We start from the raw sequence: 13,697 nt of genomic DNA, 5'->3' as shown, positions 1-13,697 counted from the left end.
AAATTCATTGATTGTCAAAACTGGTCAATCTGGCAAATGACAAAATACTCTGCCCACTTCCCATTGCAGACAGCTCTGCATGCTGAAGTGCATAGGCATGAAAGCGCTCTCTGGTTGCTCTATCAGCGAGACTCTGCGCGTAAGCAAGCTGTTCAGGTGTAATACTGTCATGTTGCTTAGAGTTATACCCGGCACGAATACCCGACGCACCATAATCGTTATGACCTATTTGCGCGAGCTGAACTGGCTGAGTAAGCGTAGCAGGCTCATTTTCAGCGAGAACCTGCAAATCAGGAGAGGGACTACTGTTTCTGACCCCAATAACAACAGCAACCGCTACCGATGCTGCAACAGCAACCTTGCCCAAAGAAGCCCATAAATCTTCAATAAAACGATTTGGCCTAGACCTATTATCAGAAGAAGCCCCAGCTCCTGATGCGTTCTGCGAATAAGCGGTATCGACTTCTTCCTGCTCTATGGCAGACATAACGCCTTTGGAAATATCAACATTAGCGAACTTGGGGGATTTACCTCGCAAAGCTTCACCAATCAGTTGATAACGGCCAGCCAAACCGCGCAAATCTTCATCTCTACCTATACGGTCAATTACGCGCCGTAATTCGAGCTCACTGGCCTGTCCATCCAGAGAAACCGACAATGACTCTTTCAATCGTTCTCTGGCGTTATACTGGGAACTCTTTTCACTCATAGACAAACCTCTGGTAATCACGCAGGCACGGTTTATGCCGAACGTGCGTTAAACCTTTTTAACCGCCTTGCCCTAATAACGGTCTAATTTCACGATCAATTGCTTCTCGAGCTCTGAATATTCTGGACCTCACAGTCCCCACCGGACAGTCCATGACATCAGCAATCTCTTCATAGCTAAGACCATCAAATTCCCTGAGCATAACTGCGGTTCTGAGCTCATCCGGCAAACGCTGAATAACATCATGAATAACCTGTTCAATCTCATCACAGTACAGGTTGCGTTCAGGGGTATCAACAACTCGAAGCGTTGTTGCAGTTTCCAGGAAATCGGCATCATGCACATCAATGTCAGACTCCGGAAGCCTGCGCCCTTTTGACACCAAATGGTTTTTGGCAGTATTGACAGCTATACGATACAACCAGGTATAAAAAGAGCTATCACCTCTAAACTTATCCAGCGCACGGTAAGCTTTGATAAATGCTTCTTGGGTTACATCCTGCACTTCTTGAAAGTCACTGACATAACCGCCAACAAGGCCCAGAATGCGATGCTGATATTTAATGACCAACATATCATAAGCACGTTTATCGCCTTGTTTAACACGATCAACCAGCTGCTGGTCAGAGTCTGGACTGTCTACCATTCAAGCATCTCCACCCAGATACGGAAGGAGATCAAAAATAGCACTATCGTGCAAAATTAAATTTAGCTCGACCACCAATCTATAGACCATCAAAATGAAAAAAAGTTCCTGATATTTTCAATTTTTTACTATAAGAAAAATTTATCCACCACATCCCAGTTTTCCTGAACACTGTATTTATATATTACAAAAGGTTCAGCGATTGTCAGCGCCAACATGGCGCTATAGTACCTCTAAAAAATTCTATATAATGCCTATGACAGTTACACAATAACGTATTTTTGACCTAGCTCACCAAAAATCAGGTAAATTCATTTAGACTTCTGCCCGATTCATTGAAGTCAGCAGTATTCTTAACATCGACCTGAAAAATAGCTGCTTTAGCCTGAAATACACTACAAGTAATTGTAATCAATCATACTTACAAATGACCAAGCCTCTCAAGAGAGAACTTCACTTGTCCTGTACCGGACTGTCACAGTTCCACAGGCTAGCACATTAATCCACATTACATTCATTTTCTTATGGATTTTATGAAGGATAAATTACGTCAGAGTCATCTGATGACAGGGGATCCCTATGCAACAGCCCGCTAATTACGATGTGATTATCATTGGTTCTGGTGCCGCCGGTCTGACTACAGCACTTCAGCTACCCTGCACTACACGCATAGCCATTTTCAGCAAAGATTCATTGAGCGCCGGATCAACATACTGGGCTCAGGGTGGCATAGCAGCAGTATTGGATCAAGTTGGGGATAATATCAGTCAGCATGTCCAGGACACATTGATTGCCGGAGCAGGATTATGCAACGAGCCTGCAGTTCGCCACATCGTCGAGAATGGCAGGAACAGTATTGAGTGGCTAATTAATCAGGGAGTCCCATTCACTCCAGATAATGATATCAACAGACCTTTCGATTATCACCTTACCAGGGAAGGTGGACACAGCTCCCGAAGAATAATTCATGCAGCTGATGCAACGGGCAGAGCAATCTCAGACACCCTGCTTGAAAAGACAAAATCAAAGCCAAACATTGACTTGTTTGATCATCATTTGGCGATAGACCTTATTACTACCAGTAAACTAGTGGGCCTATCCGAAAACCCCATTGACAACAGTCATCGCTGCGTTGGCGCCTACATTCTTGATCTGAAGACTGATCGAATCAAAGTATTCAGAAGCCAATGCACTGTACTTGCTTCCGGAGGAGCCAGTAAAGCCTACCTTTATACCAGTAATACAGACGGCTCCTCTGGAGACGGTATTGCCATGGCTTGGCGTGCAGGCTGCAGGGTTGCAAATATGGAGTTCAACCAGTTTCACCCTACCTGCCTGTATCACCCCAACGCCAAGTCATTCCTTATATCAGAAGCGGTTCGGGGTGAAGGAGGGTTATTAAAACGCCCGGATGGTTCCAGATTTATGAAAGAGTACGACCACAGGGAAGAACTGGCTCCAAGAGATATAGTTGCCCGGGCAATTGACCATGAAATGAAACGACTGGGCTCAGACTGCCTTTATCTGGACATTAGTCATAAATCATCAGAGTTTATCCGGTCACACTTTCCTACGATTTATGAACGCTGTCTAAGCTACGATATTGATATCACCAGAGACCCAATACCTATCGTTCCAGCAGCACACTATACCTGCGGTGGAATCCTGGTTAACCATAACGGCCAGACAGATACGGAAGGCCTGTTTGCCATAGGCGAATGTAGCTTCACCGGACTGCATGGAGCCAACCGGCTAGCCAGCAATTCCCTCCTGGAATGCTTTGTATCCGCAACAAGCTGCGCTCAAGTTATTGGTGATACACTCCACGAATACCCTGAACTACCTTTACTGCCAGCTTGGGATGAAAGCCTGGTGACAGATTCTGATGAAAACGTCGTTATCTCTCATAACTGGGATGAGCTTCGCCGTTTTATGTGGGATTACGTAGGAATTGTCCGCACAACAAAACGCCTGCAACGAGCCTTGAATCGTGTCGAGTTACTACAATCTGAAATTCATGAATTTTACAGTAACTTCAAAATCAGCAATGATCTAATTGAGCTTAGAAACCTTGCACAGGTATCCGAGCTGATTATTCGATGCGCCATGGCCAGAAAAGAGTCTCGCGGCCTGCATTATACCCTGGACTTCCCACACTTGGATGATACTCCAGAGGACACTATTCTAGTCCCTGACAATTTTAGTCCTTACCATCAAAAAGGGAGAAAGAATCAAGCATCATCTTTAGCCTGAAGCCATGCAGTTCAACAGGGTCAGCGCTATCTGGAAACAGAATCAGATAAGAAGGATGGCGCTTGCCTTCAACCCGCAACTTAAAGCAAATGTAACTATTCAGCACCCAGCAAAGGCGTATTGTTGTAATTTCGAACCGCTTTAAGAAGCGCCTGAAATATGTTCAACCCCTGCTTTTTAGCAGATGATAAATAGCTTCGGATTCGGGTAAACATGGTACCTCCGTCTTCGCTTCTGAAGCAGCCTGAGATCTTCTGCTTAAGTTTGGCCATCCTGGCATCACGTTCACTGCCATTGTTATCGAAGGGAATTGAAAAGTCCGACATGAAGCGCAACGTTTCAACCTTAAACTCAATAAGCCTTTTGAACAGGTTGTAGGCCTTGGTATTCCTGACCTTCTTACGTCCAAGCACCTGTCGTTGTTTTTCCATATAAGCGGTTTCCTTCGTGAGAGCCCTTTGAAGGATTTGGTCGTATATCGTCTCAATGCGAAGCTGTATTGCACCAGGCATTTGAGTCAGACCGGCTGCTTTGTATTTCTTGCAGAAGTGCCAGGAGAGCGTAAGCAATTTCATCAGCCGCAGAGCCAGCTTATTCGCATCCCTATCGACAACTCCCTGAAGCTCTCTCAGATGATGGGCATTACAAAGCACATGCACTGCCGCATAGGCAAAGTAGGACTTCCAATGATCGTGAACCAGAATGCCTGCAAAAGTCAGCAGGATGCCCATTGCATCCATTGCTTCACAACCTCGCCTTTCTGAGAGGTAGTAAAGCGTCCATTGGTCATCTCGCATAATGTGTAACCACCACAGTGAACCGTCAACCCGCATGCCAGTTTCATCCGCTCCTGCAACCGGACTTTCTTGTAAAGCATCGCGGATACTCTGCTCAGTAGAGGCCAGGTTCTCATGGGTATAGGCAACAAAATTGGCAACAGAGCCTGCGCTGACACTCATGCAATAAATAGTATTGAAATACTCAGACACCCGGTGATATGGGATGAAGTGATACTGGTTTAAATGAACAGCCATTGCCTGAGTCACTTCTCCGTATTGAGCAGCGGCTTTCACTCCTTGGGGAAACTCAGCGGTGTTCCGTTTACCACAAGGACATACTTTAACGTCTGCCCAGTACGCGGTAACTTCAAATTCTCCGGGTCTACCTGGATCAAAAACCTGTCGCTCAATGTATTTGGTGGGTTTAATATCGATAAGCGAAGACTGGCAACAGCAACATTTTTCAACCTTCAGATGCCTGACATAATCGGGTAAGGCGACACGTCTCAAACAAGAGCCTTGATGACCTTTCTGGCCACCTGGTTTATTGCCTGAAGATGGTCTAAGGCTTTTGGGGTTCGGTGTTTCCTGTGAGGAGCAGGGGGCTTCTTTGGAAGATGTATCACCTTTATCACTCCCTTTTTTACTGGGCTTTTGATAACCATCTGACGATGGTGGCTTACTACTGTTTTGACTGTTTTTATTAACCCTTTCTTCCAGTTCGCTGCAACGTTCCCGTAAAAGCGCATTCTCGGTCCGAAGCTCTTCATTCTCTTTAAGGAGAGCTTCGGTAAACGGAGTAGCTGGGAAGTCTGGTTCCATACTGGAGATTTGTTAGAAAAATTGAGTATAAGATGATGGTCGAAAAATCAGAAAATTCCAGATTTATATGAAGGGTGCTGAATAGTTACAAGCAAATTAACATTGAGGTAACAACAATTTCACCCTCAGGCCAGGCACGATACCAGACACCTGCAAGATTTACTCGCCACTGATCTTCCTGCAATCGAACGGCAAAAATACTGGTCGGAAGCTTCTGTGCAATAAATTGAAGGTAGTATCGATACAAATGCAAAGCCAGAGCCATGGCCAGAGCATATTTTAAAATAAGCAAGATTGAAGAAAGCCATAGAGCAACAAATCCAGCTCCATGGCTTAGCAACATTAAAACAAGTTGGTAACGGGAACGTCTTAAATTAACTTCACAAAGACTCGCCTTTGTATCGCCCACGTTCCAATACCATATCAACCATGCGGCTCAGTGCCTCATCTTCAGGCCTTGTACCACTCATAAACCAACTGAAGAGATCCGGGTCTTCACACTCCAACAGGCGAACATAAGTTTGCTGATCAGCCTCGCTCAAGTCAGGCAGTGCCTCCCTGGTAAAAGGCTCCAAAAGCACATCAAGCTCAAGCATCCCACGACGACTTCGCCACTGCAGGCATTTCAATTCATTTTCGCCCAGCATTTTAGAATAACTCCAATTATGGATTTTGCCGGTTATTATACCTTTAAATTTGAAGCAATAATCCTCTATTATGCCAGCATTCACTGAATGCATGCCCCAGGGCATAACTGGCAGACAAAACAAACGTACGGCGATCAATTATTTTTAATTTTTCGGGTGCCAGGGCCTGTTGACGTTTCGTTGCGAGCTCAGCGGATCAGGGCGCTGCCTATGACGAGGCGCGGCATTGCCGGAAGGCTTGCGGCCTTTCAAAATGCCACAACAAAATCATAGGCACGCCCTGATCCGCCCGAAGGGTGACCCAGAAAAGCACCATCTGCGTTGTCATGCTTGCTTGATGTAGAATAACTACACGCTGCGCAAGCCTTTCGCGCATATGACGCTTTTCTGGGTCACAGAGCACATAACGATACGTGAACAGGCCCTAGTGTTCTGCCCTATCACATTGCGGCAACCAGATAACAAGGTAATCAGATGGCCACCGACTGGAAGACCTACTTAAAAACTCAAGGCGCTGTTTATGAAGAAGAGCTGTTGACAGGCTTTTCTAAAGTGCCACATGCACTGGGTGAAAATGCTGTCTCAGTATTATCTGGCCAAAACTTCATCAAGGTCGACGGCACCGATCGCCAGAAGTTTTTACAGGGACAAATATCAACACATATGGTTCAGCTTGCCGCTCATCATTTCAGTACTGGGGTGGCATGCTCACCTAAAGGACGGATGTATACAAATTTCAAAATAATGGACAATGGTGAAGACTATCTGTTGTGCATGAACTCAGATCTTATTGAAACCACAATGGAAACTCTGAAGAAATACGCGGTTTTTTTTAAGGTTAATCTCACCAATCAACCCGATTACGTAGCTCTCGGCCTGTCTGGTGCAAATACCAACACAATACTTACCAATATTTTCCCCGACTCATCTCTACCAGAGCAAAATGAAGTTATCAATGTTTCCAGCAGTAGCTACCTCATGAAGGCCCAAGGTAACAGGCCTCGTTATGAGCTCTGGCTTCATCAGGACGACCTTCCTCTGTTATGGCCAGAACTGACAAAAGAGCTTACACCTGCTACTGAAGATTTCTGGGAGTTGCTGAATATCGAATCTGTCATTCCAGAACTTCGTCAGGAAACCATCGATAAATACATCCCCCAGCACCTCAATCAACCCTCGCTTGGTGGTGTCAGCTTCAGAAAAGGATGCTATACCGGACAGGAAATTGTGACCCGGATGCAAAACCTCGGGCAGCAGAAGAGCCGATGTTACTGGTTGACCCTTGATAACGCCGAAGAGCCTGACATTAACACCCGCCTATATAACAGTGCCAGTAAACCTGTTGGCGAAGTCATCCAGCGTGTCCGTAATATTGAAAACAACAACTTTGAATTACTGGCTGTGATTCGGATTGAAGCAGCTGAAGCCAACGATGTATTTCTCGATGCAGAACAAAGCCACCAGCTGGAGGTTCACGAAATACCCTACGTAATAGACCCAAAGGCCGAACTTCAAAAGTAGTGGCACCCGATCAGTCTTATCCCCCAGATTCACTCCCAACTCTGGGGGATAGCGCATGGCTGGTAACCAACGCTGGCCATCAGCTGATATTTTTTTTAATCTCCCCCAGCACTCCATAGGCTTCATCAAAATCGTAACTGATAACAGCATCCTGAAACAGCTTAAGCTTTTTCTGGTCAATCTGGTCTTTCAACCCTTGAATGAGCGTTGGAAGGAGAGAAACTACATCCACATCACCCTCACTCAGCTTTTGCTCCATCTCATCAAGCAGGTCATTCAACTCACCAACTTCTATAGATCCTTCCCCGGCAGGCTCTAAATCTTCTTTGACCGGAGGCAAATGCTCAAGACCTTCCATCACCTGATCAAAGGCCAGCACAAACGAGTCCATTAAGCTGTTATCGGGCATTTCACTCTGTTTTCGCAAGCTATTTTCCAGCTGGGATGCCTGCTCATGGAGCCGGTTCGCCCCTAAATTACCAGCAACACCTTTCAAAGCATGTATCAACTGACAAGCCTCATGCCATTTTCCTGCTTCCAAAAATCCCTGTAATTGAATCAGATCTTCCCGCTGACCTTTGTAGAAGTCCGCCAATAACTTTTCATAAAGCGCCTGATTTCCCTGAAGCCTCTTAAGAGCTTCGTCTACATCTATTCCTGGCAGCTTCAAACAAGAAGTAGTGTCAGATGCTTGCTCCAAAGTCACAGAATGAAGTACGTCAGTTTCTCCAACCTGCAACCAGTGGCGCACCATTTGTTTAAGCGCTTCAGGGCTTAATGGCTTGGAAATATGATCATTCATTCCAGCCTGCAGGCAGCGCTCTCTATCACCGGTCATGGCATGAGCGGTCATGGCAATGATAACCAGCTTATCTTTGCCAAGCTTTCGCCTGATCATCCGTGTTGCCTGATACCCATCCATTTCAGGCATTTGGATATCCATAAAGACCAGATCAAAGTCTTCGCTCTTCACCCTCTCAACCGCTTCAGCTCCGTTCGTGACCATGACAACATCAAGCCCCATACCCTGCAGCAGTTCACGGGCAACCTGGCGGTTGATCTCATTATCCTCAGCCAGCAGTATGCGCCCCTTAGGCATAATCTCGCAAAATCGAGCTTCTTCAATAATTTCAGCTTTCGGATTATTCTGACACTTCAACATGCGCAGAATAGTCTCTACCAGAACGGAGCGATTGACCGGCTTGATCAGAAAAGCATCGACTTCATCGGAAGCTCTTGCCATAACCTCTTCGCGACCATAGGCCGACACCATAATCAGCTTGGGGTCAACAGCAAGATTGAGTTTATGAATACTTTCTGCCAGCTCAATACCATCAATATCAGGCATTCTCCAGTCCAGCAGCACCAGGGAAATAGCCTCATGATCACTGGAATTTTTCTCTTTAAGTAACGAAAGCGCCTTATCACCATGACCACTTTCCCAGGTTTCACAACCGGATGTTTTCAAATGGCTGATCAGAAGTGCTCTTGCTTCCGGGTTATCATCCACCACAAGGACACGAACCCCTTCAAGCGACTGTTCCAGAATCTGGGTCTGATGGGCGACCCCTAACTCAACGGTAAAGCGGAAAGTGCTTCCCTTGCCGGGTTCTGAGTCAACAGAGATGTCCCCATTCATCATGTACACAAGGTTCTTACAGATAGCCAACCCGAGCCCGGTGCCTCCAAACTTGCGGGTTGTTGAACCATCCACCTGAGAAAATGACTGAAACAGCTTACTCTGTTGCTGTTTACTGATACCAATGCCCGTATCAGATACTGAGAACTGAAGCCTGACAACGTCCTGCCGGCTGGAAATCAACTGAACCGATACATTCACTTCTCCTTCACTGGTGAACTTGAGCGCATTATGGGTCAGGTTGATGAGTATCTGCCCAAGTCGGAGTGGATCACCTCTTAGATGCCTGGGAACGTCAGACTGAATATCGTAAGTCAGTGTGAGTCCTTTCTCCCTGGCTTTGATGCTGCTGAGGTTATAAACGTTGTCAAAAACACCGCCAAGATCAAACTCAATACTCTCCATATTGAGTTTACCCGCCTCAATCCTTGAGAAATCAAGAATATCGTTGATGATACCCAGAAGATCATGAGCAGATATCTGAATTTTACTGATGTAATCTCTCTGCTGATGAGACAGCTTCGTTTCCTGAACCAGGTGGCTCAAGCCAATGATGGCATTCATCGGCGTGCGGATTTCATGACTCATATTGGCCAGAAAATTGCTTTTGGCCTGATTTGCCTGATCAGCGACTTCTTTCGCCTTATGTAACGCTTCTTCCGTCTGTTTTCGATCGGTAATATTTCGCCCGGAAGCAAAGAGGTAACCCTCTCCTTCATACTCCATGTAATTAGCGGTTACTTCTACTGGAAAGATGCTGCCATCGGACGTTTTTCGTAGCGTCTCATAAGTCATCCCTTTTCTGAGCACCAGCTGCTCCCAGAGTTTTTTCCAGGAGCTCCGTGTAACCGCCGGATTAATGTCCATGATGGACAGTTTCATTAACTCTTCCTGAGAGAACCCCAGGGCTTTACAGGCAGATTCGTTGACATACTTGTGATAGCCGTCTCTTCTAAACCAGTGAATATGATCGCCCGCGTTATCCAGTGAAAAACGAGCCATCGATAGCTCACGTTCACGTTCAATCTGGTGAGTAATATCCACCATTGTACCAATAACACGCATTGGCTTACCCACCTCATCCCTGAATACCACTTTCCCCTTGCTGCGGACTGTGGCGTAACTGCCATCTTTACGACGGATACGGTAAACGAACTGAAAGGAGTTATCAGAAGTCGCCAGCTGGTGCTCGAAGAAGCGTATTGTTGATATTTTGTCTTCCGGGTGAAGCAATCGGCGCCAGGCACGTATCGTGTGCAACAGCTCCCCAGGCTGATACCCCAGCATGGTCTGGTACCGGGGACTCAGATACATCCAGTCACGTTGCACATCCCAGTCCCAGAGGCCATCAGAAGCAGCATCCATAGCCAGTTGATAACGCTCTTCACTGACCCTCAGAGCATCTTCCGCATTTTGCCGATCACGAGCAACCGCAACCAGCTCACCCATTCGGTGCAGCAAATCCATTTCATTGATATAGACCTGATATTTTACCGGAATATTAATCAGGCCAATGCCGCCAACCACACGGCCAAACAGCATCATAGGTGCATATACTGCGATGGAGATACCCAAGCCATCAAGAATTGTAGCCCCTTCCAGATCACCCTTCTGCAATATTTCATCACGAACCAGAATGTTGACCTGATCCTTTTTCACTTCTCCATAAACACCGGTAAAGTCGTGGTCAAACAATGGTTCAAAGGCTGCAGGATCAGGGTTAGACCTGCATGTCCAATAATGTTCAATACGAGCTTTGGGCTCCCAGGAGAAGATACAAACGGCTTCAGCATTGAGATAGCTCCCAAGCTGACTCAGAAAATAGTCATTGGCTTGATGAACCGGCTGATCCATAAAATGTCTGGAAATATCACTTAGGAGACGATCCAGCTCTGAACGAACCCTAAGCCCTTCTTCCGCTTTTTCCCGATCAGCAATTTCTATAGTCAAGCGACGATTCCAGTAAACAATGAGAATCAGTGTCACCAGAATTAATACCAGACCAATAAACAGTTCTTTATTGGGTCGCCACATTCCCCCCTGAATGGACAGCCAGCTGCTTTCAAGAACTTCACGATCTTCCGGAGTAATGGTATCAACCGCTTTTTCAAGAATAGATGCCAGCTCAGGCGCGTTGTTTCTCGATGCCATGCTAAAGTCATAGTTAAAACCAGCCTCAGCAACGACCTGCAAGTTGGTGATTTTCATCCGCTCTATTTCATAACTTGCAGAAGCCAGGTTAACAACCATGGCATCAAGAACCCCACTGGCAACCTGATTCAACCCCGTGGCAATATCCGGAATATTGACAAAATTAATTCCCGGATATTTCTGCCGGAAGAGTTCATAAGTGACATAGCCGGGGGTAAAACCAACTTTTTTCCCATTTAAATGGGATGGCGAGCGGATGCTTTTGTCGGAAACACGGGCAAGAATCACGGCAGGCACACTGACCAGTGGTTTGGTAAAATTCAGATAACGGCTGCGCTCTTCCGTTTTCTGCAGCATCGCTACTGCATCAACATCATGCCGATAAGCCTGACTCAACGCATTTGTCCAAACGGGATCCTGATGAAGCTGAAAGGTAATACCGAGCCTATCCTCCAACAGCTTGAGATAAGCTATGGCAATTCCCTGCCACTGTCCTCTTCTATTAATATACGAAAAAGGAGGTTTATTATTATCAACCAGCACACTGATTACTGGATTCTCTCCTAACCAGCGACGCTCAGAGTCATTCAGCTCAACCACAGAGCCGCTACGACGGAAATAGCGATCTCTGTTACTGATGATCCAGCGGTTTTCAATGGCCCGATATTCATCAGGAGTAATGGCTCGAAACCCATTATTCAACTCAGGCAATAAGTCAGCAGATCGGTTCAGTAAAAGTCCTGCCCCAACCGCCTCATTCAGATTAAAGTACTCACTGGAATTCACTTCTCCAACCAGACCATGCCGATTAAGTGCTGACTGGACAATCACAGGTTCACCCAGAAATGCGTCTATTTCTCCTGAAAAAAGGCTTCCAATCATGTCGGACACACTGCCGTGTTCAATTGGATAAGCATCCGGTAACCAGCGGCGAACAAACTCCTCCTGACTTGATGAACTGATCACACCCAGTTTTTTGCCATTAAGCTCAGCCCCGGGATCGTCCAATTTACTGGTGGGACGAAAATAAATTCGAGTATTCAATCCATAATAGGGGTTGGACAGCGCCATCCACTGGCTTCGCTCCATCGTCGGTGACACGGCAGCAATAACGTCGACCTTACCCTCTTTTAATGCATCAATATTTTCGCCAATAGGACTGACTCTGAACTTAACTGGCGTTCCAGTTTTTTCTGACCATAAATTCCAGATATCAACAAATAGGCCTGAAGGCTTACCCAGCGCATTAATAAAAGATAATGGTGCTAGACCAGCATCAAGAGCAACCACCAGACTTTCCGGGTTACAAGGAGTAAACCTGAACCACTCTTCGATAAGCCCTGCCTTCTCCTGATCAGAAACGTTAGCCATCCCATGTTGAACAATACTGACAAGATCCGGTCTATCTGGTGCAATAGAGGCTTTAATCTCAACCGGTTGCAGAGGGGCGTGAACAACCTGATACTCATCTTCAACCCCTAAGCTTTTCAGGTAGTAGCTCAAACTTGCACGACCACCGAGTATTGCATCAACCTCTCGATTCGTTGCTGCTCCGGCCATTGACGAATAAGAAGTGAATGGCACAACAACAGCTTCAGCATTAAATTTTTTAAGATGGGGCTGACAGTTATGACCTTTGACATAACCAACCCGGAGTTTGGCAAGTGCCTCTTCAAAGCTGCTGATCTGATGACTCTTCTCAATGAAGAGCACAGGAACAAACGTGTAAATCAGTGCACTCTCTGCCCCACTTTTACGTAACTCATCTTGAATACCGGGTGGTGTATACGCCAGTGCATCAACCTCCGAACGTGTGAGCTGCTCTCCTATTTTCCCTGATGAAGACGCGACAAATTGTATAGCTACGTTATTTTTTACTGCCCACAACTTCCATAGATCATGAACCAGCCCATCAGCCTGTCCCTCACTGTTGGTAAACATCCAGGGAGCATCATCTGTGAAATAAGCAATTTTGATCGGTTTTTTACCGCCCGCTGCGTAAAGAACAGAACTGATAGACAACATCAGATAAAAGAGCAGGAAGGATATCAAAGTCCAGGAAATCGATCGGAAATAACGGCTCTGGGCGAAGGGCATAGTAGTTCGAAGTAAGTCAGGGAACCGGGAAGCGAGCCTATCTTACCCTGAATCAAGACAATCACCTATTAAAGAGAGGGTAAATTCGGTTATTTGCTAGAATAACTAGGAGAATAACTATCAGGTAAATACCATGGAAACCGAACAATTATCCATTAAACAGCTTGACGCCAGCAAAAAAGCTATCGCTCAGGCTAAATCATTGATGGATTTAATGAAAATGCTAAAGAAGAAGTTACATCTCAGTGAGGGTTGCGGACAACGTTTCCTGCAAAAGACCAATCCCGACCTCGCACTCTTACAAAAAGCTGAACAAGAGATTACCGCAGCTTTTAGCGGCATGCCCCAGAAAACCCAACAGAAGAGCTCCAAAAGTAAAACTGGGCTATTGAACAATATCGCCCGCAGGGGGCAAGCCTGACACCCTGCCAAT

Annotated in this window: 9 protein-coding genes; 3 read left to right on the top strand and 6 right to left on the bottom strand. The window is 46.0% G+C overall.

The window, feature by feature from the left end; genetic code table 11:
- Positions 1 to 4: 4 nt before the first annotated feature.
- Positions 5 to 709 carry a sigma-E factor negative regulatory protein gene (locus tag ACOCLE_RS06630; protein ID WP_419536036.1) on the bottom strand — a complete coding sequence of 235 codons (705 nt, stop codon included), beginning with the start codon at positions 707 to 709 and terminating at the stop codon, positions 5 to 7.
- A gap of 58 nt (positions 710 to 767) precedes the next feature.
- Positions 768 to 1,355 carry an RNA polymerase sigma factor RpoE gene (gene rpoE / locus ACOCLE_RS06625; RefSeq protein WP_419536035.1) on the bottom strand — a complete coding sequence of 196 codons (588 nt, stop codon included), beginning with the start codon at positions 1,353 to 1,355 and terminating at the stop codon, positions 768 to 770.
- A gap of 579 nt (positions 1,356 to 1,934) precedes the next feature.
- On the opposite strand from rpoE, the gene nadB reads away from it, so the two are divergent.
- A complete protein-coding gene (gene nadB / locus ACOCLE_RS06620; protein WP_419536034.1) occupies positions 1,935 to 3,608 on the top strand; it encodes an L-aspartate oxidase in 1,674 nt (557 codons plus the stop codon).
- 95 nt (positions 3,609 to 3,703) lie between these two features.
- Here nadB and tnpC read toward each other — a convergent pair whose 3' ends face one another.
- From tnpC to ACOCLE_RS06605, 3 genes are all read right to left on the bottom strand, one after another.
- A complete protein-coding gene (tnpC, locus tag ACOCLE_RS06615; RefSeq protein WP_419532963.1) occupies positions 3,704 to 5,209 on the bottom strand; it encodes an IS66 family transposase in 1,506 nt (501 codons plus the stop codon).
- A gap of 85 nt (positions 5,210 to 5,294) precedes the next feature.
- A complete protein-coding gene (locus tag ACOCLE_RS06610) occupies positions 5,295 to 5,552 on the bottom strand; it encodes a hypothetical protein (protein WP_419536033.1) in 258 nt (85 codons plus the stop codon).
- A 37-nt stretch (positions 5,553 to 5,589) separates the two neighbouring features.
- Positions 5,590 to 5,856, bottom strand: coding sequence for a succinate dehydrogenase assembly factor 2 (locus tag ACOCLE_RS06605; protein WP_419537163.1), 267 nt, complete (start codon positions 5,854 to 5,856; stop codon positions 5,590 to 5,592).
- A gap of 474 nt (positions 5,857 to 6,330) precedes the next feature.
- Here ACOCLE_RS06605 and ACOCLE_RS06600 point away from each other — a divergent pair, with 474 nt between their 5' ends.
- Positions 6,331 to 7,377, top strand: coding sequence for a YgfZ/GcvT domain-containing protein (locus ACOCLE_RS06600; RefSeq protein ID WP_419536032.1), 1,047 nt, complete (start codon positions 6,331 to 6,333; stop codon positions 7,375 to 7,377).
- Between the two features lie 79 nt (positions 7,378 to 7,456).
- Here the strand turns inward: ACOCLE_RS06600 and ACOCLE_RS06595 are convergent, their stop codons facing one another.
- Entirely contained in the window at positions 7,457 to 13,108 is a 5,652-nt protein-coding gene (locus ACOCLE_RS06595) for a response regulator (RefSeq protein WP_419536031.1), read from the bottom strand.
- Positions 13,109 to 13,397: 289 nt separating this feature from the next.
- Between ACOCLE_RS06595 and ACOCLE_RS06590 the strand changes: the two genes are divergently transcribed.
- Positions 13,398 to 13,685 carry a hypothetical protein gene (locus ACOCLE_RS06590; RefSeq protein ID WP_419536030.1) on the top strand — a complete coding sequence of 96 codons (288 nt, stop codon included), beginning with the start codon at positions 13,398 to 13,400 and terminating at the stop codon, positions 13,683 to 13,685.
- Positions 13,686 to 13,697 lie beyond the last annotated feature (12 nt).

Source organism: Endozoicomonas sp. (assembly GCF_965196975.1).
Classification (GTDB): Bacteria; Pseudomonadota; Gammaproteobacteria; order Pseudomonadales; family Endozoicomonadaceae; genus Endozoicomonas.
Note: the sequence above shows the minus strand (reverse complement) of the source record. Positions and strands in the feature narration are given on the sequence as shown.

Coding starts and splice junctions, on each gene's coding strand:
- nadB (WP_419536034.1), top strand. CDS start 1,935: ATGCAACAGCCCGCTAATTACGATGTGATTATCATTGGTTCTGGTGCC.
- ACOCLE_RS06595 (WP_419536031.1), bottom strand. CDS start 13,108: ATGTTTACCAACAGTGAGGGACAGGCTGATGGGCTGGTTCATGATCTA.
- ACOCLE_RS06590 (WP_419536030.1), top strand. CDS start 13,398: ATGGAAACCGAACAATTATCCATTAAACAGCTTGACGCCAGCAAAAAA.
- ACOCLE_RS06605 (WP_419537163.1), bottom strand. CDS start 5,856: ATGCTGGGCGAAAATGAATTGAAATGCCTGCAGTGGCGAAGTCGTCGT.
- rpoE (WP_419536035.1), bottom strand. CDS start 1,355: ATGGTAGACAGTCCAGACTCTGACCAGCAGCTGGTTGATCGTGTTAAA.
- ACOCLE_RS06600 (WP_419536032.1), top strand. CDS start 6,331: ATGGCCACCGACTGGAAGACCTACTTAAAAACTCAAGGCGCTGTTTAT.
- tnpC (WP_419532963.1), bottom strand. CDS start 5,209: ATGGAACCAGACTTCCCAGCTACTCCGTTTACCGAAGCTCTCCTTAAA.
- ACOCLE_RS06610 (WP_419536033.1), bottom strand. CDS start 5,552: ATGTTGCTAAGCCATGGAGCTGGATTTGTTGCTCTATGGCTTTCTTCA.
- ACOCLE_RS06630 (WP_419536036.1), bottom strand. CDS start 709: ATGAGTGAAAAGAGTTCCCAGTATAACGCCAGAGAACGATTGAAAGAG.